The sequence below is a fragment of the Nocardia sp. NPDC057227 genome (genome assembly GCF_042669725.1).
Classification (GTDB): Bacteria; Actinomycetota; Actinomycetes; order Mycobacteriales; family Mycobacteriaceae; genus Nocardia; species Nocardia asteroides_A.
In genome coordinates this window covers 45,808-65,699 of record NZ_JBHUXA010000030.1, presented here as the reverse complement: position 1 = coordinate 65,699, position 19,892 = coordinate 45,808, and the positions used below count along the sequence as shown (strand labels likewise).

The 19,892-nt window shown below is 73.4% G+C and carries 21 protein-coding genes; 7 read left to right on the top strand and 14 right to left on the bottom strand.

From position 1 onward, the window contains the following. Positions 1-11 precede the first annotated feature (11 nt). From ACFUJ1_RS29935 to ACFUJ1_RS29910, 6 genes are all read right to left on the bottom strand, one after another. Complete coding sequence (locus ACFUJ1_RS29935; RefSeq protein ID WP_378650686.1) at positions 12-1,175, bottom strand: SpoIIE family protein phosphatase; 1,164 nt, start codon at positions 1,173-1,175, stop codon at positions 12-14. 128 nt (positions 1,176-1,303) lie between these two features. Beyond that, on the bottom strand, positions 1,304-1,441 hold the full coding sequence (locus ACFUJ1_RS29930; protein ID WP_378650669.1) for a hypothetical protein: 138 nt from the start codon (positions 1,439-1,441) through the stop codon (positions 1,304-1,306). A 9-nt stretch (positions 1,442-1,450) separates the two neighbouring features. Continuing rightward, positions 1,451-1,969, bottom strand: a complete 519-nt coding sequence (locus tag ACFUJ1_RS29925; RefSeq protein WP_378650668.1) for a metallophosphoesterase family protein — start codon at positions 1,967-1,969, stop codon at positions 1,451-1,453. A 66-nt stretch (positions 1,970-2,035) separates the two neighbouring features. Then, positions 2,036-2,998, bottom strand: coding sequence for an ATP-binding cassette domain-containing protein (locus ACFUJ1_RS29920; protein WP_378650667.1), 963 nt, complete (start codon positions 2,996-2,998; stop codon positions 2,036-2,038). Continuing rightward, complete coding sequence (locus ACFUJ1_RS29915; protein ID WP_378650666.1) at positions 2,999-3,820, bottom strand: ABC transporter permease; 822 nt, start codon at positions 3,818-3,820, stop codon at positions 2,999-3,001. Then, positions 3,813-4,643 (bottom strand): ABC transporter permease, encoded by an 831-nt coding sequence (locus ACFUJ1_RS29910; protein WP_378650665.1) that lies wholly within the window; start codon positions 4,641-4,643, stop codon positions 3,813-3,815. The genes ACFUJ1_RS29915 and ACFUJ1_RS29910 overlap by 8 nt, the downstream gene beginning before the upstream one ends. Positions 4,644-4,915: 272 nt before the next feature. On the opposite strand from ACFUJ1_RS29910, the gene ACFUJ1_RS29905 reads away from it, so the two are divergent. Beyond that, entirely contained in the window at positions 4,916-5,545 is a 630-nt protein-coding gene (locus ACFUJ1_RS29905; RefSeq protein WP_378650664.1) for a TetR/AcrR family transcriptional regulator, read from the top strand. A gap of 181 nt (positions 5,546-5,726) precedes the next feature. Further along, positions 5,727-6,917 carry a PucR family transcriptional regulator gene (locus tag ACFUJ1_RS29900; protein ID WP_378650663.1) on the top strand — a complete coding sequence of 397 codons (1,191 nt, stop codon included), beginning with the start codon at positions 5,727-5,729 and terminating at the stop codon, positions 6,915-6,917. On the opposite strand, the gene ACFUJ1_RS29895 is transcribed toward ACFUJ1_RS29900, so the two are convergent. Further along, positions 6,902-8,281, bottom strand: coding sequence for an ABC1 kinase family protein (locus ACFUJ1_RS29895; protein ID WP_378650662.1), 1,380 nt, complete (start codon positions 8,279-8,281; stop codon positions 6,902-6,904). The two genes, ACFUJ1_RS29900 and ACFUJ1_RS29895, sit on opposite strands and share 16 nt — an antisense overlap. Before the next feature lie 265 nt (positions 8,282-8,546). Between ACFUJ1_RS29895 and ACFUJ1_RS29890 the strand changes: the two genes are divergently transcribed. Continuing rightward, positions 8,547-9,362: a SigB/SigF/SigG family RNA polymerase sigma factor gene (locus tag ACFUJ1_RS29890; RefSeq protein WP_378650661.1), complete on the top strand. Its 816-nt coding sequence runs from the start codon at positions 8,547-8,549 to the stop codon at positions 9,360-9,362. Here ACFUJ1_RS29890 and ACFUJ1_RS29885 read toward each other — a convergent pair whose 3' ends face one another. Continuing rightward, complete coding sequence (locus ACFUJ1_RS29885; protein WP_378650660.1) at positions 9,363-10,076, bottom strand: SDR family NAD(P)-dependent oxidoreductase; 714 nt, start codon at positions 10,074-10,076, stop codon at positions 9,363-9,365. It lies immediately after the preceding gene. 67 nt (positions 10,077-10,143) lie between these two features. Between ACFUJ1_RS29885 and ACFUJ1_RS29880 the strand changes: the two genes are divergently transcribed. Next, positions 10,144-10,518, top strand: a complete 375-nt coding sequence (locus tag ACFUJ1_RS29880) for a winged helix-turn-helix transcriptional regulator (protein WP_378650659.1) — start codon at positions 10,144-10,146, stop codon at positions 10,516-10,518. On the opposite strand, the gene ACFUJ1_RS29875 is transcribed toward ACFUJ1_RS29880, so the two are convergent. Next, entirely contained in the window at positions 10,511-10,771 is a 261-nt protein-coding gene (locus ACFUJ1_RS29875; RefSeq protein WP_378650658.1) for a hypothetical protein, read from the bottom strand. The two genes, ACFUJ1_RS29880 and ACFUJ1_RS29875, sit on opposite strands and share 8 nt — an antisense overlap. A 111-nt stretch (positions 10,772-10,882) precedes the next feature. Further along, positions 10,883-11,584 (bottom strand): TetR/AcrR family transcriptional regulator, encoded by a 702-nt coding sequence (locus ACFUJ1_RS29870; protein WP_378650657.1) that lies wholly within the window; start codon positions 11,582-11,584, stop codon positions 10,883-10,885. Between the two features lie 93 nt (positions 11,585-11,677). On the opposite strand from ACFUJ1_RS29870, the gene ACFUJ1_RS29865 reads away from it, so the two are divergent. Then, complete coding sequence (locus ACFUJ1_RS29865; protein ID WP_378650656.1) at positions 11,678-12,856, top strand: FAD-dependent monooxygenase; 1,179 nt, start codon at positions 11,678-11,680, stop codon at positions 12,854-12,856. Here the strand turns inward: ACFUJ1_RS29865 and ACFUJ1_RS29860 are convergent. After that, on the bottom strand, positions 12,829-13,722 hold the full coding sequence (locus tag ACFUJ1_RS29860) for an alpha/beta fold hydrolase (protein ID WP_378650655.1): 894 nt from the start codon (positions 13,720-13,722) through the stop codon (positions 12,829-12,831). The genes ACFUJ1_RS29865 and ACFUJ1_RS29860 overlap by 28 nt on opposite strands. A gap of 56 nt (positions 13,723-13,778) precedes the next feature. Between ACFUJ1_RS29860 and ACFUJ1_RS29855 the strand changes: the two genes are divergently transcribed. Continuing rightward, complete coding sequence (locus ACFUJ1_RS29855; RefSeq protein WP_378650654.1) at positions 13,779-15,701, top strand: BTAD domain-containing putative transcriptional regulator; 1,923 nt, start codon at positions 13,779-13,781, stop codon at positions 15,699-15,701. Positions 15,702-15,706: 5 nt separating this feature from the next. On the opposite strand, the gene ACFUJ1_RS29850 is transcribed toward ACFUJ1_RS29855, so the two are convergent. Then, on the bottom strand, positions 15,707-16,237 hold the full coding sequence (locus ACFUJ1_RS29850; protein WP_378650653.1) for a DinB family protein: 531 nt from the start codon (positions 16,235-16,237) through the stop codon (positions 15,707-15,709). Positions 16,238-16,332: 95 nt separating this feature from the next. On the opposite strand from ACFUJ1_RS29850, the gene ACFUJ1_RS29845 reads away from it, so the two are divergent. After that, positions 16,333-17,283, top strand: coding sequence for a helix-turn-helix transcriptional regulator (locus ACFUJ1_RS29845; protein ID WP_378650652.1), 951 nt, complete (start codon positions 16,333-16,335; stop codon positions 17,281-17,283). A gap of 3 nt (positions 17,284-17,286) precedes the next feature. Here the strand turns inward: ACFUJ1_RS29845 and ACFUJ1_RS29840 are convergent, their stop codons facing one another. Continuing rightward, positions 17,287-18,477, bottom strand: a complete 1,191-nt coding sequence (locus ACFUJ1_RS29840) for a cytochrome P450 (protein WP_378650651.1) — start codon at positions 18,475-18,477, stop codon at positions 17,287-17,289. 137 nt (positions 18,478-18,614) lie between these two features. After that, positions 18,615-19,841: a hypothetical protein gene (locus ACFUJ1_RS29835; RefSeq protein WP_378650650.1), complete on the bottom strand. Its 1,227-nt coding sequence runs from the start codon at positions 19,839-19,841 to the stop codon at positions 18,615-18,617. Between the last annotated feature and the right edge of the window lie 51 nt (positions 19,842-19,892).

Sequence of the window (19,892 nt, the reverse complement as noted above, 5' to 3'; positions counted from 1 at the left end):
AGACAACCGGTTTATCCGTCGACCGGTTTCCCCGGCACGTGCAGGGCGAGCAGGGCGGTGTCGTCGGTGACGCCCGCGCCGAGCGATTCGAGCACACCGACGAGATCGGCCACGAGCGCGGTCGCGCCGACCGGGGCGCGCGCCGCCGCGAACTCGAGCAGCGCCTCCTCGCCGAAGAGGCCGGTGCCGGTGCGGGCCTCGATCAGCCCGTCGGTGTAGAGCAGCAGGGTGTCGCCGGGGTGCAGGGTCACCCGCGCGGTGCCGACCTCGGCGTCCGGGAGCAGCCCGACCAGCTGGCCGCCGGGCGTGCGCAGGTACTCGGCGGCGCCGGAGGCGCGCAGCAGCAGCGCGGGTGGGTGGCCGCCCGCCGCGAGCGTGACCTCCGCGCGGCCGTCGCGCAGCACGAGGCCGCCGTAGAGCACCGTGCAGAAGCGCGGGTCGCCGGGCTGGTGTGAGTCGAGCAGCACCCGGTTCAGCTTGGTCAGCACCGAGCCGGGGTCCGGGTCGTAGACCGCGGCGGCGCGCAGCGCGTACCTGACCCGCGAGGTCAGCGTGGCGGCGAGCGCGCCCTTGCCGCAGACGTCGCCGAGGAAGAAGCCCCAGCGCGCATCGGCCAGCGGGAACAGGTCGTAGAAGTCGCCGCCGACCTGGTCGAGCGAGGCGATGTGGTAGTGCGCGGCCACGTCGAGCCCAGGCACCGGCTCCAGCGCCGACGGCAGCAGCGTGCGCTGCAGGATGGCGTTCAGCCGCTGCAGCCGCTCGCGCTCCCGCTCGGCGGCGCGCCTGGCGCGCAGCAGCTCGGCCTCGTAGGCGCGGCGCGAGCTCGCGTCGAAGAGCGTGGTGCGGATGAGCAGCGGCGCGCCGTCCGCGCCGGACTTGAGCACCGAGGTGGCCAGTACCGGCAGCCGCGCGCCGTCCGCGGCGACCAGCTCCAGCGCGATGCCGCTGACCTCGCCGCGCATCCGGAGCAGCGGCGCGACGTGCGTCTCGTGGTAGAGCCGCCCGCCGACGGTGAGCAGGTCGCCGAAGGCGCGCTTGCCGACCAGTTCGGCGCCGCTGTAGCCGAGCCAGCCGAGCAGGGTGGTGTTGATCTTGGCGATCCGGCCGTCCAGCAGGGTGGAGAGGTAGCCGCACGGCGCGTTCTCGTACAGGTCCTCGGCACTGTCCTCGAGCAGGGCGGAGAACTCACCGGTGCCGTCGGGCTCGGCCCGGCCGACCGCGTCGGCGGCGCGGGTCACGGGCGCCAGGTCCCGGTGCTCATCGGCGCACCCTGTCAGGCCGGGGCCGGACACCGGAGGCGGATTCAGTCCCGCCGCTCTTCCGGATCGTCCGGATCCCGGTTCGGCGGAACGGAGTAGCCGGTCACCTCGACCTCCGGGTTGTCCAGCGTGGTCCGCTCGGTGGGATCGGCGTCGAGCGGGGTGTTCTCCGGTGTACTCACCGCGGCGTGCTACCCCGGATTCCGCTCCGTACTCCTCGGTACGGTGTGCAGTGTCACAGCACACAGCGCGCCCGCGCGGATCTCGGCGGTCAGGTAGGTGTGCGCGGGCTGCCGCCTGCGGTCGGTGGGCGAGCCGGGGTTGAGCAGCCGCAGGCCGGTGCTCGCGGTGCTGTCCCAGGGGATGTGGCTGTGGCCGAAGATCAGCACGTCGGTGTCGGGGAAGGCGCGGGCGCAGCGGTTCTCGCGGCCGCCCGCGGCGCCGGTCTCGTGCACGACGGCCAGGCGCAGCCCGTCCAGTTCCGCCCTGGCGATCTCCGGGAGGCGGGCGCGCAGCTCGGGGCCGTCGTTGTTGCCGTACACCGCGATCAGCCGGGCGCTGCGGGCCGCGAGCTCGTCCAGCAGCGGGGCCTCGACCCAGTCGCCCGCATGCACGACCACGTCCGCGGCCTCGACCGCGCGCCAGAGCACCGGCGGCAGGCCGCGGGCCCGCTTCGGGACGTGCGTGTCGGCCATCGCGAGCAGGCGCATGACCGCACCGTAGCGAACGCCGCCGCCCGCCACTCCGGGATCCCGCCGCCCGGCCCGCGTCGATCGTCAGCGCGCGGAGCGGTAGAGCCGCCGCACCACGTCCTCGATCTCCGGCTCCTCGATGGCAAGGTCGCGTACCTCGGCGCGCGCGGAGACGGCGGTGAGCAACTGCGCCGCGGTGGTCAGCTCGGCGTCGAAGGCGAGCCGCTGGCGCATTCCGCCCGCCTCGCTGGCGACCAGGGTGGCGCCGGGGATGTCGGTGAGCTCCGGGGTCGGCGCGGTGAGATCGACGACCAGCACCCGGCGCGCGCCGACGGTCGCGGCGAGCCCGGTGAGCGAGCCGTCGTAGGCGAGTCTGCCGCGGTCGACGACGAGCACCCGGTCGCAGAGCCGCTCGATATCGCCCATGTCGTGCGTGGTGAGCAGCAGCGTGGTGCCGCGCTCGGCCCGCTCGGCGCGCAGGAACTCGCGCAGCCGCTGCTTGGAGAGCACGTCGAGGCCGATGGTCGGCTCGTCCAGGATGATCAGCTCCGGGGAGTGCAGCAGGGCGGCGGCCACCTCGGCGCGCATCCGCTCGCCCAGTGAGAGCTGGCGCACCGGCGTCGACAGTGTTTCCGCCATCTCCAGCTGCTCGACCAGGGTGTGCGTGCGCTTGCGGGCGGCGTCCGGGTCGAGCCGGTGCACCGCGGCCAGGATCGAGAACGATTCGCGCAGCGGCAGATCCCACCAGAGCTGGGAGCGCTGCCCGAACACCACCCCGATCCGGCTCGCCAGCTGCCGCCTGCGCCGCACCGGCTCCAGGCCGCAGGTGCGGACGGTGCCCGAGGTGGGCACCAGGATGCCGGTGAGCATCTTGATGGTGGTGGACTTGCCCGCCCCGTTGGCGCCGATGTAGCCGACCGCGGCGCCGCGCTCGACCTCGAAGCTCATGGCGTGCACCGCGGTCAGCGTCTCGCGCTCGCGCAGCCTGCCGCGGCGGAGCACGAACTGCCTGGTCAGATCACGGGTTTCGATGATCGGGTCGCTCATTCAGCCGCCGCCTCCCTGGTAGTGCCGAGTTCCGGTGCGCCACAGCGCCAGTCCGAGCAGCCAGGCCCAGAGCGCGGCCACCGGCGTCAGCCAGCCCAGCCAGGACGGCAGCAGCGCCGGGCCGGGCTCGCCGAGCAGCGCGAGGGTGGGCAGGTACGCGGTGAAGGCCACCGGGATCGCGAACCCGAACAGCAGCTTCAGCCCGGTCGGGAAGACCGAGGCGGGCAGGGTCGCGGCGTAGGAGCCGCCGTAGGTGAAGCTGTTGGTCAGCTCGGCGCCGTCGATCAGGAAGAACTGGCAGCCCGCCGCGGCGACGAAGAGCCCGGCGAACAGCGCGGTCCCGGAGACGACGGCGAGCAGCAGCAGCGCGACCGCGCTCGCGGACCAGTCGATGTCGTTGCGCAGCAGCCCGATTCCGAGCACGGTGAGCGCGACGGTGGCCCTGGCGAAGCGGCGCAGCGAGATGTCGCCGGTGATCAGCTGCAGCAGCAGCGGCTGCGGGCGCAGGTGGTAGATGTCGAGTTTGCCGAGCCGGATCAGCGTCGGCAGCGTGTCCAGGTGCCCGAAGAGCACCTGGGCCAGCGCGAAGGCGGTGTTGCTCAGCCCGAACAGCAGCAGCGCGGCGTCCAGGTCGAGCCCGCCGAGCACCCGGACGGTGTGGAAGACCACCCAGACCTCGGCGAACTCGGCCAGCCCGACCACGAGCGAACCGAACAGCTCGCTGGCGAAGGAGAGCCGGTACGAGCGCTGCGCCCGCAGCCGCGAGCTCAGCACCGCGACGTACGGCCTGCTCCAGTGCCCCGCAGGCGCGGCCTCAGCCACCCTGCACCTCCAGCTTGCGCCTGCCCGCCGCCAGCAGCGCCTGCCCGAGCGCCGCCATCGCGAGCACCCAGAACAGCTGCACCCCGACGACCGCGAGCGCCGCGGTGCCGGTGACCCGGCCGGAGAGCACGTCGACCGGCGCCTGCAGCACCGAGGGGAAGGGGGTGGCCGCGGCGATCGCGCCGAGCCAGCCGGGAAAGAGGTGCACCGGGACGAAGAGCCCGGCGAGGAAGGAGCCGAGCACCTGGTGCAGCGTCCGGAGCCCGCGGGTCTCCACCACCCAGAAGCCGATCATGGCGGTGACGAAGAGCGCCAGCGACGAAATAGCCGTGCCGAGCAGCACACTCACGATTCCGAGCAGGTACGCGACCGGGGTGTTCGGCAGGTCGAGCCCGCCGTAGACCAGCGCCCCGACCGCGAGGGTTGGCAGGCCGCGCGGCAGCAGGGTGCAGGTGGCCCGGCCGAGGTCGCCGGCGAGGGTGGCGAGCTGGAGGTCGACCGGGCGCAGGAAGTCGACCGCGATATCGCCGCTGCGCACCCGCTCGCCCAGCTCCACGCCGGAGTCGGTGAAGAGCACCGCGCCGAGCAGCGCCTGCGACAGCCACACGTAGGCACTGATACTGCCCGCGTCGTACCCGCCGAACGAGCCGGCCGAGCCGATCGCCGCCAGCATGACCGCGCCGCGCAGCAGCCCGAACACGCTGTTGGTGAACATGCCGGCGAAGAGCGCCAGCTTGTACTGCCACTGCCTGCAGAAACCGGCCACCGCGAGCCGCAGGTAGACCGTGGCGGCACCGAGGCCGGGCAGCGCGCGCACAGCCATCGCCCCACCCCTCCCCGACCCGGACACGAAGAGGGCACGTTACCCCCGAAGCCGGTCCGGGAAAAGAGATTTACGCGGCCGACCGAGCACGCCGCGTGTCGGCGAGGTGGTGGTCGAGGCCGAACCGGCCGGTGCCGATCCGGCGCTCACCGAGCCACGGAGCGCATCCGGCGCATGACCGATCCGGCCACCGGACCGGCGAAGACCGTTCCGCCGCGTGCCGCGATCAGTAAGGTGAGCGACGCTCACTTTCCGGCCGGCGGGAGACGATGGTGCCGACGAAGACGGCCGCGCAGCGGCGACGCCCCACCCAGGACCGGGCCAAGGCGACCAGGGAGCACATCCTGGACACCGCCGCCCGGCTCTTCGGCGAGCGCGGGATCGCGGGTACCTCGACGAACCGGATCGCGGCGGAGGCCGGGGTCAGCATCGGCACCGTCTACCGGTACTTCGCCGACCGCTCGGTGCTGGTCGAGGAGTTGCTGGCGCGGCTGCTGGAGTCGGTGGAGAAGCGGTTCACCCAGCGCATGTTCGACCTCTCCGGCAAGGGCCCCACCGATGTCTGGGTCGACATCCTGAACGTCATCACCGACGAGCTGGTCGCCAATGCCGCGCTGGTGCGCGCGCTGGTGGCGGGCGTGCAGTTCTACAGCAGCGGCATCCCGGAGTTCGAGCCGCGGCTGCGGCTGCTGGTGAAGGTGATGCTCATCCAGCTGCTCGGCCCCGGCGACGACCACCGCTACGACGTGATGACGTTCGTGCTGATCAACACCGGTTTCGCGGCGGCGCTGCGGAGCTCGGCGCTGGAGGTCGACAGCACCGCGCGGCGCGAGGCCATCGACATGACCGGCCGGATGATCGGCGCCTTCCTGGAGTCGGAGGGCGCCGAACCCCAAAAGTGAGCACTTCCCCACTTTTCGACCGCGCCGATTCCCACATTTCCCGGCCTGCGACCCGTTCCAACTGGTCAGCCCGGGTGCCGGGAGTCCCGCACGGTTATCTGTAAAGCGGAGTAGCAGGTGAGTCGGCGGACACCATACCGTGTTCCACACCACACCGGCCCGCGACGAGGAGGTCACCCCCGTGACGATCGAGAGCATCGCTCGTCCCGCCCTCGAGCGAGATCCGCAGGTCCTGGCCAGGAAGGTCACCGCGCGGTTGCTGGAGAGCGGAGCGCTCTCCGCGGCCGCGGAGAGCACGGAGACCACCACCGTGGTCCGCATGTGTCTCAAATGGGCCATCCAACGGCTGGAGGGGCTGCCCTCCCCGGAGCGCACCGACCGGCTGGCGACCGCCGCCGCGGGCTGGGCACGGGCGGGCGTGCCGATCGCGACGGTGCTGCACGCGGTGCACGTCGGCTTCGAGTACGGGCTCGACCTACTGTTCGGCGGGCGGGGTTCGGCCGAGCGCGCGGACATCGTCGCGGGCGCCTTCGTCAGCCTGGAGCTGCTGAACGTGATCACCGCGACGGTCAGCAAGGCCTACGTCCGGGAGTGCAAGGCGGCCGCGCTGGAGGACCGGACCGCCGCGCACACCCTGACCTCGATGCTGCTCGGCGGCCACCCGACCTCGGCCATGGCGCGGGCCAGCGGCATCCGGCTGGCCGAGCGCTACGCCGTGCTCGCCCTTGCCATTCCACCGCACCCGGACGAGAGCAGGCCGCAGCTGGACGGCCGGGTGGTAGCCAGACGCAAGCTGCGCAGGCTGCAGTCCGGGCTCGCCGACCGCTTCGGCACCGCCGCGCTCTCGCTGCTCTCGGTGGACGGCGGCACCGTGCTGCTCCCCGCCGACCACCCCGCCGCCGCCGAGCTGGACGAGGTGCTGCGCGCGCTGGCACGGGCCGCGCGGGTGCCGCTCACCGCGACGGTGGTCGAATCACGCCCGGACCGGGTCTCCGCCGCGGTGCACGACGCGCACGAGCTGCTCGACATCGTCGAGCACTCCGGCCGCGGCCCCGGGCTGCACCGCTTCCCCGACCTGGCGCTGCAGTACCAGCTGACCAGGCCCGGGCTGGGCCGGGAGCTGCTCGGCACCCGGCTGCGGCCGCTGCTGGAGTACCCCGACCTGCTGGCGACGCTGCGCATCCACATCGGCAACGACCTGAGCAGGCGGCGCACCGCGGAGCAGATGCACATCCACCCGAACACCCTCGACCACCGGCTGCGCCGGGTCGGCGAGATCACCGGGCTCGACCCGTCGGACCCGCGCCAGCTGTGGTACCTGCGCTCGGCGCTCGTGGTCTGCGCGGGCGGCCGGGGTCAGCGCCCCGCCTGACCGGCCCGCCAGCGCGCGATCGCGCGGCCGATCTCGGTGGCGGGCGGTTCGTCGTAGAGCCACTCCCTGGCCAGCGTGTGCCAGTTGGCGGTGACGCCGAGCTGGCCGAGCAGCGCGAAGGTGAAGAGGTCGGCGCGCCGGGAGAAGACGTGCTCCGGCGGCAGCAGCTGGTGCCGCATGCCGCGGAACTCCGCCGCGCGCGGGTCGATCGCGAGGATCACCGCCCCGGTGGCGATCTCCGGGGTGATGGTGATCGGCTCGTCCACCAGGTGCCAGCCCGCCGCGGCCCAGACGTACTCCAGGCACTCCGCCGCGGTGACCCCGGCCGCCGGGTCGATGATGCCGCGCCCGACCCAGGCCGCGTACAGGTCGGCGGCGCGCTGCTCCCCCGCCGCGCGCAGGCAGGACCGCTCGAAATCGACGTGCACGGGGTCCATCCGGTCGTAGAGCCCGAAGTCGACGAAGGCCACCCTGCCGTCCTTCGCCAGCAGCACATTGCCTGGATGCGGGTCGCCGCAGAACTCGAAGTCGTGGAAGAGCGAGCTGATGTAGAAGCGGTAGATCAGCTCGCCGTACCGGTTCCGCTCCGCGGCGGGCAGCGTGCGCAGGTGCTCGAAGGAGTGGCCGTCGACGAGCTCGGTCACCAGCACCCGGGCGGTGCAGTACTCGAGCAGCGCGTCCGGGACGAAGACGAACGGGTGGCCGCGGTAGCGGGTGGCGACCCGGTGCTGGGTGCGCGCCTCGCGCGGGTAGTCGAGCTCGTTGCCGATGCTGCGCGCGACCTCGGCGAGCACGTCGGTGTCGGCGGCGCTGGGCAGCGCCGAACGCCAGAGCGCGGAGAACACCTTGAGGTTGCGCAGATCGGCCCGGATCGCGTCCTCGACCCCCGGGTACTGCACCTTCACCGCGACCGCACGGCCGTCGAGCAGCCTGGCCCGGTAGACCTGGCCGATCGAGGCCGCCGCGATCGGCTCCGCGTCGAACTCGGCGAAGACCAGGGCGAGCGGCCCCAGTTCGTCCTCGAGCACCTCCCGCATGCCGGCGAAGGGCACCGCGGGCACCCGGTCGCGCAGCTCGGCGAGTTTGGTCCGGAAGAGCTCGCGGTGCGACTCAGGCACCAGCTCCAGGTCGAGCACCGAGAGCATCTGGCCCAGCTTCATGGCCGCGCCCTTCAGCCCGCCGAGCACCGTCACCAGCTGCTGCGCCGAGGCAAGCGCGGAGCGCTCGGCGAGCACCCGCCGCGCCTCCTCGGTGCGGCCGATCATGGCCAGCCGCACCCCGGCGCCGCGCACGGCCTGCCCGGCGGCCAGCCTGCCCAGCCTGCCGCCCCGGCCCAACCGTGTTCTCGGCACCCGATCGGCCACCGCGGTCACCTCCTCGTGTCCGCCGCCCGCGTTCGGGCGTCCCGGTATTCTCCGCAGCCCGGCCCCCGCTTGTCGACCGGCCACCGACCGGAGCTGCCAGCGCACTCCTATCCGCCGAGCGAAACATCGCGCGCGGACCGATCCGCGAAGCGAAAAGCGGGTTCGGGGGCCGGTTGGCCGCCCGGCCCGGCGGTAGCCGAGGGGTTGTCGCCACTCTCCACCCGCGAGCCGGCCGGGTGGAGGCAACCGGAAAGCGAGGATCTCGATGACACTCGTCGCAGCTCACGACGCCTCCGCCGCGCGCCGCACCCAGCGGGGCACCGACAGCTACGACGGGATCGAGCCGCTGCTGGAGCAGCTCGCCGCCATGGCCGAGGACGACCGGGACCGCCCGGCGCTGCGCGAGCAGATCCTGCGCCGCTGCCTGCCGCTCGCCGACCACATCGCGCGCCGCTTCACCGGCCGCGGCGAGACCTACGACGACCTGCACCAGAGCGCGTCGATCGGGCTGATCCTCGCGGTCGACCGCTTCGACCCCGCCCGCGGCGCCCCGTTCCTCGCCTTCGCGGTGCCGACCATCATGGGCGAGGTGCGCAGGCACTTCCGCGACCGGACCTGGGCGGTCCGGGTGCCGCGGCGGGTCAAGGAGACCCAGCTCGCCCTCGGGCCGGTGATCGAGCGGCTGTGCCAGAAGCACGGCCGGATGCCGACCGCCATCGAGATCGCCGTCGAGATGAACGTCGACCTGCTCGAGGTCACCCAGGCGCTGATGGCCGGTAATGCCTACCGCACCAACTCGCTGGACGCCGCCGCGGACGACGAGGAGAGCTCGGTCGCCGCGCAGGTCACCGAGACGCTCGGCGATGTCGACCCCGCGTACGACATCACCGACGACGCGCTCGCCGTCGCGCCGCTGCTGCGCGACCTCTCCGAGCGCGACCGGCGCATCCTGCACCTGCGCTTCTTCGAGAACCGCACGCAGTCCCAGATCGCCGGGGAGCTCGGCGTCTCGCAGATGCACATCTCGCGCATCCTGGCGCGCACCCTCGCCACCCTGCGCGATCGCGCGCTCCGGGACTGATCAGGCGTCGGGGTGGCGGCCCGGCTCGGCCGGGTGGAACCGCTCGACCCCGTCGCGCTCGGTGTACATGGCCCAGTAGTGCTCGGCGAGATCGTCCGGGTCGACCACGGATTCGGCGGGCGGCGCGGCCGATTCGGCGATCGCGCTGCCCGCGATGTACCCCGCGACGGCGAGCGTCCCCGCGTACATCCCGGCCCCGGCCAGCTCGCCGTGCAGCGCGTACAGCCAGTTGCGGGCCGCCGCCATCACCGGCCCGACCCCGCTCAGCCCCGGCAGCGGCTCGACGGCGGAGTACCCGTGCGTGAGCAGGAAGGCGCCGTCGCCGCGGGCCCGCCACTCCGGCAGCACCGCGCGCACCACCTCGACCGGGGTGAGCAGCAGCAGCGGAATCAGCGCGGCGAGCGTGGCGGCGTCGAGTTCGGCGGCGGGCGTGAAGTTCTGCTCGCCGCCGATCGGCCCGTACTCGATCACGTCGATCCGGCCGAACCGCGCCCGGATGGCGGCGATCAGCTCCGGCACCGCGGCGGGGTCGGCCAGGTCGGCCGGGAAGGGCGCCGCCTCGATCCCCTGCGCGGCCAGTTCGCGCGCCAGCGCGGCCAGCGGCTCCGGCCGCCGCGCCACCAGCGCGACCCGGAAACCCGCGCGCCCGAACCGGCGCGCCAACGCGGTACCGAGCCCGCTGCCCGCCCCGAGGACGGCGATCACTTTCGACATGCCCGCCAGCATCGGCGATGATGACAGCCCGTACAAAAGGCACATTTCTGTGCGTGAGGGGGCGGGGATGCGGGCGAACACGGGGATCGGGCCGTGCGCGGGGATCCCGGCCGAGCGGATGGCGGCCATCCGCGAGGTGCTCGGGCGGGTCGGCGACACCTGGAGCCTGCTGGTGATCGCGGTGCTGGCGGACGGGCCGCGCAGGCACTCGGAGCTGCTCTTCGCCGTCACCGGCATCTCGCAGCGCATGCTGACCCGCACGCTGCGGCGGCTGCGCGAGGACGGGCTGCTCACCAGGACCTCGCACCCGGAGGTGCCGCCCCGGGTCGTCTACGAGCTGACCCCGCTCGGCCACGACCTGCTCGGCATCGTCTCGGCGCTGGTCGGCTGGGCGGCCGAGCACCACGCGGAGATCGACCGGAACCGGAGCGCGCTCAGTTGAGCTTGGCCTGCGCCCGGCGCAGGTAGGCGGCGTCGCGGCGCTGCTCCTCGGTGTCCGCGTCGCGCAGCGTGCGGCGGCGGTTCTCGCAGGCGACGGCGCGGAGCAGGGTGTCGAGCTGGCGGTGGGTGCGGCCGTGCGGGCAGTGGCCGTCGAGGTCGTACCAGCGATGCCAGGGGTGCTGCCACTGCATCGGCGCGACCACGTACTTGACCGGCAGGTCACCGATCTCGGGGCCGGGATGTGTGGGACTCATTCATTCCACCGTAGACCGTGGGGGTGACAGGTGATGCCGGACGACCGCGGATCGAGGTTTGCCGCACTATTGCCCGTCATCCCGTGCGGTAGCGGTGCGGCGGCATCCGCGTCAGTGGCCGCGCCGCTCCACCAGGACCGCGAGCCCGTCCAGGATCCGATCGATCCCGAAGGCGAGCGCGCCGTCTCCGCCCGCGGCCGCGCCCTCCTCGGCGAACGCGGCGACGGTGGCCGGGTAGCGCTCGGCCACCGTCGGCAGCATGGCGGTGAACTGCTCGGCGAGGTCGCGCTCGAACCGGTCGGGGTCGACGCCGACGGTCTGCTGCCCCAGGCTGCGCGCGTGCCCGGTGAGCAGGACGATGCTGTCCAGGCGCTCGGCGGTGGTCAGCCCGGTGCCGGGCAGCGCGGTGAGCGCCGCCTCCATCCAGGCCATCTCGTTCGGCCCGACCGGCCGCGACCCGACCGACACCTCCAGCGCCCACGGATGCGCCCGGAACCGCTCGTAGAGCGTCTCGCACCAGCGGCGCAGCGCGGCCCGCCAGTCGTCGGCGGGCAGCTCGGGTGGCGCGCCGATCCCGGCGTCCAGCATGAGCGCGACCAGCTCGGCCTTGCCGGGGACGTACCGGTACAGCGACATCTTGGTGAAGCCGAGCCGCTCGGCCAGCCGCTGCATGGAGAGCGTGGCCAGGCCGTCGGCGTCGGCGAGCGCGATCGCCTCGGCCACGATCAGCTCCGGTGTCAGTGCGGGTTTCGGGCCGCGCGTGGGGCGGCGCTCGACGCCCCAGAGCAGTTCAAGGGCGGTCGGTGCCGGCATGCGCGCTCCCTTGTTGACGGATAACTGTGTCTACCATACGCTGATCCGTGTCCGACGGATACAGTATCCATTGGACGCAGATTGGAGACCACCATGCGCACCACCACCGTCCTCATTTCGGGTGCGGGCATCGCCGGGCCCGCGCTCGCCTACTGGCTGGACCGCTTCGGCTTCCTGGTCACCGTCGTCGAGCGGGCGCCCGCGCTGCGCTCCGGCGGCCAGGCCGTCGACTTCAAGGGCCGCACGCACCGCACCGTGCTGGAGCGGATGGGCGTGTGGGACGAGATCACGCGGGCGCGGACCGGCACCACCGACACCGTCTTCGTCGACGGCACCGGCCGCGAGCTGGCGACCATGCCGGGCGAGTTCACCGGCGGCGACGTCGAGATCCTGCGCGGTGACCTGTCGCGGATCCTGTACCGGCGCACCGCCGATCGCTGCGACTACCGCTTCGGCGATGCCGTCTCCGCGCTCACCGAGACCGCCGCCGGGGTGCAGGTGGAGTTCGAGCGCGCCCCCGCCGAGCGCTTCGACCTGGTCCTCGGCGCCGACGGCATCCACTCCCGGGTGCGCGCGCTCGCCTTCGGCCCGGAGGCGGAGTACGTCGAGCACCGCGGCTACTGCTACGCCGTCGCCGGGGCGAGCCCGTGGACCGGCGGCACCGGCGCCCCGGAGCGGATGCGCGCCACCGGCCACAACGCGCCGGGCAGGCTCGCGGTGAGCGGCGGCCCGAAGGCCGAGCAGCTGTACCTCTTCGCCGGGCCCGCGCCGGACCACAGGGCCGAACCCGCGGCGCAGCGGCGGCTGGTCGCCGACGCCTTCGCCGGGCTCGGCTGGGAGGTGCCGCGCATGCTGGCCGAGCTGCCCGGCTTCGACGACTTCCACCTGGACGCCATCGCCCGGGTCCGGATGCCCACCTTCAGCCGGGGCCGGGTGGCGATGGTCGGCGACGCCGGGTACGGCAACACCCTCGGCGGCTTCGGCACCGGCCTCGCCGTCGTCGGCGCCGCCGTGCTCGCCGGCGAGCTGGCCGTCGCCGACGGCGACCACGCCGTCGCCTTCCCCCGCTACGACGCGCTGATGAAGAAGTACGCGAAGATCGCGGGGAACAGCAATGCCGGGCGCTTCCTCGCCCCGCGCACCGCGACCGGCATCCGGCTGCGCAACGGGTTCCTCCGCTCCCCGGTATTCGGGCTCATGACGAAGTACGCGAGTTCCGCCGCCGAGGAGATCGAGCTGCGCGACTACCCGGCCGCGCTCCCCACCCGCTGATCCGCGTCGCGGCGCAGCAGCGCCCTGAGCTCGGCGGCGACCAGCGCGGGCTCCTCCTCGGCGATGAAATGCCCGCAGGAGACGGTGCGGTGCTGCAGATCCGGCGCCCAGGCGCGCCAGAGCGCGGCGGCGTCGTAGCCGAGCCGGGCGCCCCAGTCCTGCTGCAGCACGGTGACCGGCATGGCGAGCGTGCGGCCCGCGGCCAGGTCGGCGCGGTCGTGCTCGACGTCGACGGTGGCCGAGGCGCGGTAGTCGGCGACGATCGAGGGGACGGCGGCGCGGCTCGCGGCCAGGTACTCGGCCCTGACCTCGGCGGGCAGTGCCTCCGGGCGCAGGGTCCAGGCATCGAGGAAGTGGCCGAAGAAGGCGTCGGCGCTCGCCGCGATCATCGCCTCCGGGAGCCCCTCCGGCTGCGCCATCAGGGACAGGTGGAAGCCGACCGCGCCCGCGGTGCCGTGCAACGCGTCCCACATGTCGAGCGTGGGCAGCACGTCCAGGCAGGCGAGGTGGGTGACGGCGGCCGGGTGGTCCAGCCCGGCGCGGAAGGCGACGATGGCGCCGCGGTCGTGGCCGGCCAGCGCGAAGCGCGGGTGCCCGAGCTGTTTCGCCAGCGCGACGATGTCCGCGGCCATGGTGCGCTTGGCGTAGCCGGTGCGCGGCTTGTCGCTGGCGCCGTAGCCGCGCAGGTCGGGGCAGATCACGGTGTGCTCGGCGGCCAGCTCGGCGGCGACGTGCCGCCACATGAGCCGGGTCTGCGGGAAGCCGTGCAGCAGCACGATCGGGCTGCCCGCGCCGCCGACGGCGGCGGAGAGGCGCACACCGTCGGCGACCTCGATGTCGTGCGTGGTGAATCCGGAGAAGGTCATGGGACCAGCCTGCGGGGCGCGAATGAGCAACCGATGAGCGCCGCTAGGGTGCGGTGATGGAGATCGGCGTGCTCGGTGCGGTGCGCGCGCAGTCCGGTCCCGGCGCGCCGGTGGCGCTGGGTGGCCCGCGGCAGCGCGCCCTGCTGGCCCGGCTCGTCGTCGCCCAGCGCCGGGTGGTGCCGGTTCCGGTACTGATCGAGTCGCTCTGGCCCGAGCCGCCCGCCGACGCCGTCGGCACCGTGCGCACCTTCGTCGCGGCGCTGCGGCGGGCACTCGAGCCGGACCGGGTGCCACGCACGCCGCCGCGGCTGCTCGTCACCGATGGCCCCGGTTACGCCCTGCGATTGCCCGACGCCGCCGTAGACGCCTGGCGCTTCGCCGACGTCGTCGACACGCTCGGCGACGCACCGCCCGCCCGCGTCGCCGGCACCCTCACCGAGGCGCTCGGCTGGTGGCGGGGCCCCGCCTACGCCGAGGCAGGGCAGGCGCCGTGGGCCGTCGCCCCGCGCACCAGGCTCACCGAACTCCGGCTGCACGCGATCGAGCGCCTGGCCGAGGCGCGGATCGCGCTCGGCGAGACCGACTCCGCCGCGGCCGAACTGGATGCCCACGTCCTGGAGCACCCGTGGCGCGAGGAGGGCTGGCGGCTCCTGGCGCTCGCCCTGTACCGCTCCGGCAGGCAGGCCGACGCGCTCGGCACCGTGCGCCGCGCCCGCGCCGTCCTGCGCGACCGGCTCGGCATCGACCCCGGCCCGCGCCTCGCCCGTCTGGAACGGGAGATGCTGAACCAGGCCGAGCACCTCGACCCGGCCGACGGCGCGGCCCGCGTCTGGGCCGATGCCACCGCCGCCTACGCGGGCACCGTCTCCGACCGCACCCGCCTCACCTCCACCGTCGGCCTGCTGCGCGACCTCGCCGTCACCGGCGGCCACGGCCTCGAAGCCGCCCAGCGGCACCGCTCCGACGCCGTGGCCGCCGCCGAGGAGCTCGGCGACCCCGAGCTCACCGCCCGGGTGATCGGCGCCTACGACGTCCCCGCGCTCTGGCCCCGCGCCGACGACCCGCCCCGGGCGAGGGCGCTCGTCCGGGCCGCCGAACGCACCCTCGCCGCGCTCCCCGCGGCCCCCGCCCTCCGCTGCCGCCTGCTCGCCACCATCGCGGTGGAGTCCCGCGGCGCCGACGCCACCCCGCGCGCCGCGCACGCGGCACGGGAAGCCGAGCGGCTGGCCCGCGAACTCGGCGACGCCGCCCTGCTCGCACACGCCCTGAACGGCCGCTACATGCAGAGCTTCACCCGCACCGGCCGCGCCCCCGAACGCGCCGAACTCGGCACCGAACTGCTCGCGCTCGCCGACCGCAACGGCCTGGTCCGCCCCGCCGTCCTCGGCCACCTCGTCCGCCTGCAATCGGCCTGCGCCCTGGACGATCTCGACACCGCCGACCGGCACGCCACCGCCGTCGACGCCCTGGCCACCAGGCACGACATCCCCCTGGTCACCGTCTTCACCACCTGGTACCGCGCCCTGCGCACCGCCCGCACCGAGCCCTTCGACCGAGCCCGCGCCGCCTACCACCGAGCCGCCGAGCCGCTCCCCGGCTCCGGCATGCCCGGCCTCACCGCAGGCCTGCTCCCCCTCGCCCTTGCCGCCCTGCACCTCCAGCACGACCGCCCCATCGACGACACCGACCACGGCCCCGCCCAACCCTGGCTGCACCCCCTCCTGCTCGCCGAATCCGGCGACCACCGAGCCGCCCGCACCGCCCTGCGCACCCTGCCCCCTCCCCCGCCCGACCCGCACGCCGAAGCCCTCTGGTGCGCCGTGGCCCGAGCCGCCCTGCTCTCCTCCGACCCCGCCACCATCATCCGGGCGCACGCCGCCCTCACCCCCGCCGCCACCGAAATAGCGGGCGCCGCGGGCGGTCTCCTCACCGCGGGCCCGGTCGCCACCCACCTCGCCGAACTCGACCGGGCCGGGTAGCGGGCTCAGCCCATGGTCTTCTGACCGTCCAGCGACTCCCGGATGATGTCGGCGTGCCCGGAGTGCTGGTTGGTCTCGGCGACGATGTGCATGAGCACGCGGCGCGCGGACCAGGTGGACTCCTGGAACCAGGGGGCGGCGGGGAGGGGGAGCTCGGCGCTCAGGTCGGCGGTGGCGACGAGGGCGTCGGTGCGATCGGCGATCTGCTGGTAGGTCGCCAGCACGTCGGCCAGGGTCTCGTCCGGGAGCAGGCGGAAGTCGGTGTCGCGCTGGGCGAAGTCGGCCTCGGTCATGGCGTCCATGTTCTTCATCGAGGACGGGTCGACGATGAAGTCGGCCCAGCCGCGCTCGGTGGCGGCGACGTGCTTGATCAGCCCGCCGAGGGTGAGCTCGCTGGCGGTCGGACGCTCACGTGCCTGCTCGTCGGTGAGGTTCTGCACGGTGAAGCGCAGGAAGAAGCGGGCCTTGCCGAGCATGGCGAGCAGGTCCCTGCGCTCGGCGTCGAGGACGGCGGGGGCGGCGGTGGAGGTGGTCATGTCGGGCCTTTCGGTCGAGTGGTTCCGGCTTCGAGAACTACGGTAGAACCCATTGCGGCCACTTTCCGGCCGCAATTCCGCGCAGAATCGAGAACATGGCCAATACCAGCACCCGAACCCTGCGGCTGCTGTCGCTTCTGCAGACGCACCGGTACTGGCCGGGCACCGAGCTGGCCGACCGGCTCGGCGTCTCGCCGCGCACCCTGCGCCGTGACGTCGAGCGGCTGCGCGAACTCGGCTACCCGGTGCAGGCGAACCGCGGCGTCGACGGCGGCTACCAGCTCGCGCCCGGCGCCGCGCTTCCGCCGCTCATGATCGACGACGAGGAGGCGGTCGCCCTGGTCATCGGATTGCAGACGGCCGCGCACGGCGGCGTGGCCGGCGTCGCCGAGCCGTCGATCCGGGCGCTGGCGAAGGTGATCCAGGTGCTCCCGCCGCGGCTGCGCAAGCGGGTCGACGCGCTGCGCGCCATGACCGTCCCGGCGACCTTCGACGCGGCGGCGGCCGGCCCGGACCCCACCGTGCTCACCGCCCTGGCCGCCGCCTGCCGCGACACCGAGCGGCTGCGCTTCGGCTACACCGCCGCCGACGGCCGCAGCGCCGACCGGCACACCGAGCCGCACCGCCTCGTCTCGCTGGGCAGGCGCTGGTACCTGGTCGCCTACGACCTGCACCGGCACGACTGGCGCAGCTTCCGGGTGGACCGGCTCACCGAGCCGCGCGGCGACGGCTCCCGCTTCCGCCCGCGCGAGCTGCCCGCCGCCGACGCCGCCGCCTTCGTCCGCGCCGCCGTCGAGAACGTGCCGCGGCCGTACCGGATCGAAGCGATCGTGCAGACCTCGGCCGAGCAGGTCAGGGCCAGGATCGGCCGCTGGTGCACCGCCGAGGAGATCGACCCGGGCAGCTGCCTGGTGCGGATGACCGCCGACTCGCTGGAGTGGCCGATCATGGGCCTCGGCTCGCTGGACGCCGACTTCGCGGTGGTCGAGCCCGCGGAGCTGCGCGACCGGCTGCACGCCTGGGGCGAGCGGTTCGGCCGGGTCTGACCGCTACCCGACGAGCAGTGGCAGCCGCTCCCAGCCGCGCACGGTGGAGGTGGGCGAGAGCTCGAGCCCGTCCCACTCCACGTCCCAGCTCGGGAAGCGCGCCAGCAACTCCTCCAGCGCCACCCTCGCCTCCAGCCTGGCCAGCGAGGCGCCGAGGCAGAAGTGCGTGCCGAGGCCGAAGGTGCGCAGGTTGCTGATCTTCCGATGGATGTCGAAGCGGTCCGGCTCGTCCCAGCGCTCGGCGTCCCGGTTGGCCGAGGCGACCAGGATCATCATGGCGCTGCCCGCTGGCACGACCTGCCCGTGCAGCTCGACGTCGGCGGTGACGTAGCGGGCGATGGCGTGCCCGGTCGGCTCGAAGCGCAGCGTCTCCTCGATGGCGTTCGGGATGAGCCGCGGATCGGCGGCGAGCGCGGCGCGCTGCTCCGGGTACCTGGCCAGCAGTGAGCCGAGCCAGCCGAGCAGCCTTGCCGTCGTCTCGTTGCCCGCGCCCGCCACCACCGAGATGTAGGTCAGGATCTCCTGCCTGGTCAGCGTGCGGGTGACACCGGCGGTGTCGACGAACTCGGCCTGCAGCAGCTCGGTCATCAGGTCGTCCGACGGGTGCTCGGCGCGCCAATCGATGTACTCGGCGAAGTGGTCGGCGTTCGGGATCGCCCGCTCGGAGACCTGCATGCGCTGCCCCGGCTCGGTGCGCAGGTTGGCGTCGGCCCGGTCCCTGACCGCCTGCTGGTCCGCCTCCGGGATGCCGAGCAGCATCCCGATCACCCGCATCGGCACCTCGTTCGCGTAGGCGGCCATGAGGTCGAACCGGTCCAGCCCGGCGAGCCGGTCGAGCGCGCGCACGCACATCTCCCGGATCTGCGGCTCCAGCGAGAGGATCCGGCGCGGGGTGAAGACCCTGGCCAGCAGCCCGCGGTGGATGTCGTGCGCGGGCGGGTCCTCCATGAGCAGGGTGCCCGGCGGAATCTCGATGCCCGCCTTGATGATCTCCAGGATCGGGCCGCGCGAGGAGGAGAAGGTCCGCCAGTCCAGCAGCGCCCGGTCCACGTCGTCGTAGCGGCTCACCGCCCAGAAGTCGTGGGTGGCGTTGTAGTACAGCGGTGCCTCGGCACGCAGCCGTGCGTAGACCGGGTACGGATCGCGCGCGATGTCGCGGTCGAACGGGTCCCAGTAGACGGGTTCGGTGACCATGGGGGCCGCCTTCGAGTCGAGCGAACCTGCGGAAGAATCAAATTACCACTCCGCAAGTACGTCGATCCGGAGAACGAGAACAAGATTCTTGCGAACGGCCACCCGCCGCAGGCTGCGACGGGTGGCCGGTATCGCGGTCAGATCCGGTCGAGCAACCAGCCGCACAGCTCCTCGGTGATCTGCGTGTGCGGCTCGCTGGACGAGGCGAGCACGAAGTCGTCGAAGGCGCTCTCCTCCGGAACCAGCTCGTCGATCGGGGTGTAGAGCTCCGCGTGCGTGTCCAGGTTCCGCACGTCGACCGCGCTCACCGCCGGGACGAAGCAGTGCTCCGGGATCGGGTTCTCCACGCCGAGGCCGAAGATCTTGTTCAGTCCATCGGCGAGGATCCCGAACCCGGCCAGGGTGCCGCCCGGCGCGCCGTCGATATCCGGCAGGTCGGGGGTGTGCACCTCGTTCTTCTGCACGGTGACCACGCGCAGCAGCGCGGCGAGGTCGTCGCCGCCGGTCGGCGTGGTGCGCAGGTCGGTGCCGAAGATCCCGATGCCCTTGCCGCGCACCGCGGTCCGCCCGGCGCCGATGCCGTTGCCGACGCCGTTGCCCGGGCCGTTGGCGAGCCCGAGCAACCGGGGCCTGCGCGGCCAGTCGCCGACCCGGCGCAGCTCCTCGAGGAACTGCACGCGCAGCTCGCTCATCACCGGCTTGTCCGACCAGTCCGCGATGTGCCGCCACAGCAGCTGCTGCGCCGCCGGGCTGTTCATCTGGTCCGAGAACCGGCTGTCCAGATCCCGGATGTAGTGCGCGAAGCTCTGCAGCGAGATCGGGATGTTGGCGCCCCGGTGCGGGCTGTCGTAGGAGAAGTAGGTCGCCGTCTGGTGGTCGATCCCCTGCGTCTCCAGCGCGGCCAGCGCGTGCCTGGTGACCAGCCCGCCCATGCTGAACCCGCCGACCACCAGCGGTTCCCCGCCCGCGCGCTGGGCGATGGCCCGCATGATCGCGGCCCGCGCGGCGTGGCTGTTGTCCAGGATGGAGGCGCTGCGCTCGGTGAAGCCGAGCAGGATCACGTCCCGGCCCCGCTTGCGCAGCTCGGAGATCAGCGGGTACCTGCCGTTCTGCTCCAAGCCGGAGTAGCTGAACTTCAGCGTGCTCGGCCCGCTGTTGAAGCCGTCGGCCAGGATCACCGGACGGGTCAGCCCCCCGTGGCCGCGGTCGCCGTAGTAGACCCAGGCCATGCCGCTGGGCAGCTCCCAGGTCTCGTCCGGGTTCGGCGGCTCGACAGCGGGGGCCGCCACCGGCCCCGATCCCAGCAGAATGGGGGACGCTGCCCGCAGGGCGGCGGCGACATCACGTTCGTTCGGATCGCTCACTTGGCTCCCTCACGTCGCTCTTCGACCGCACCCGGCGGCGCGGCCGGGTCG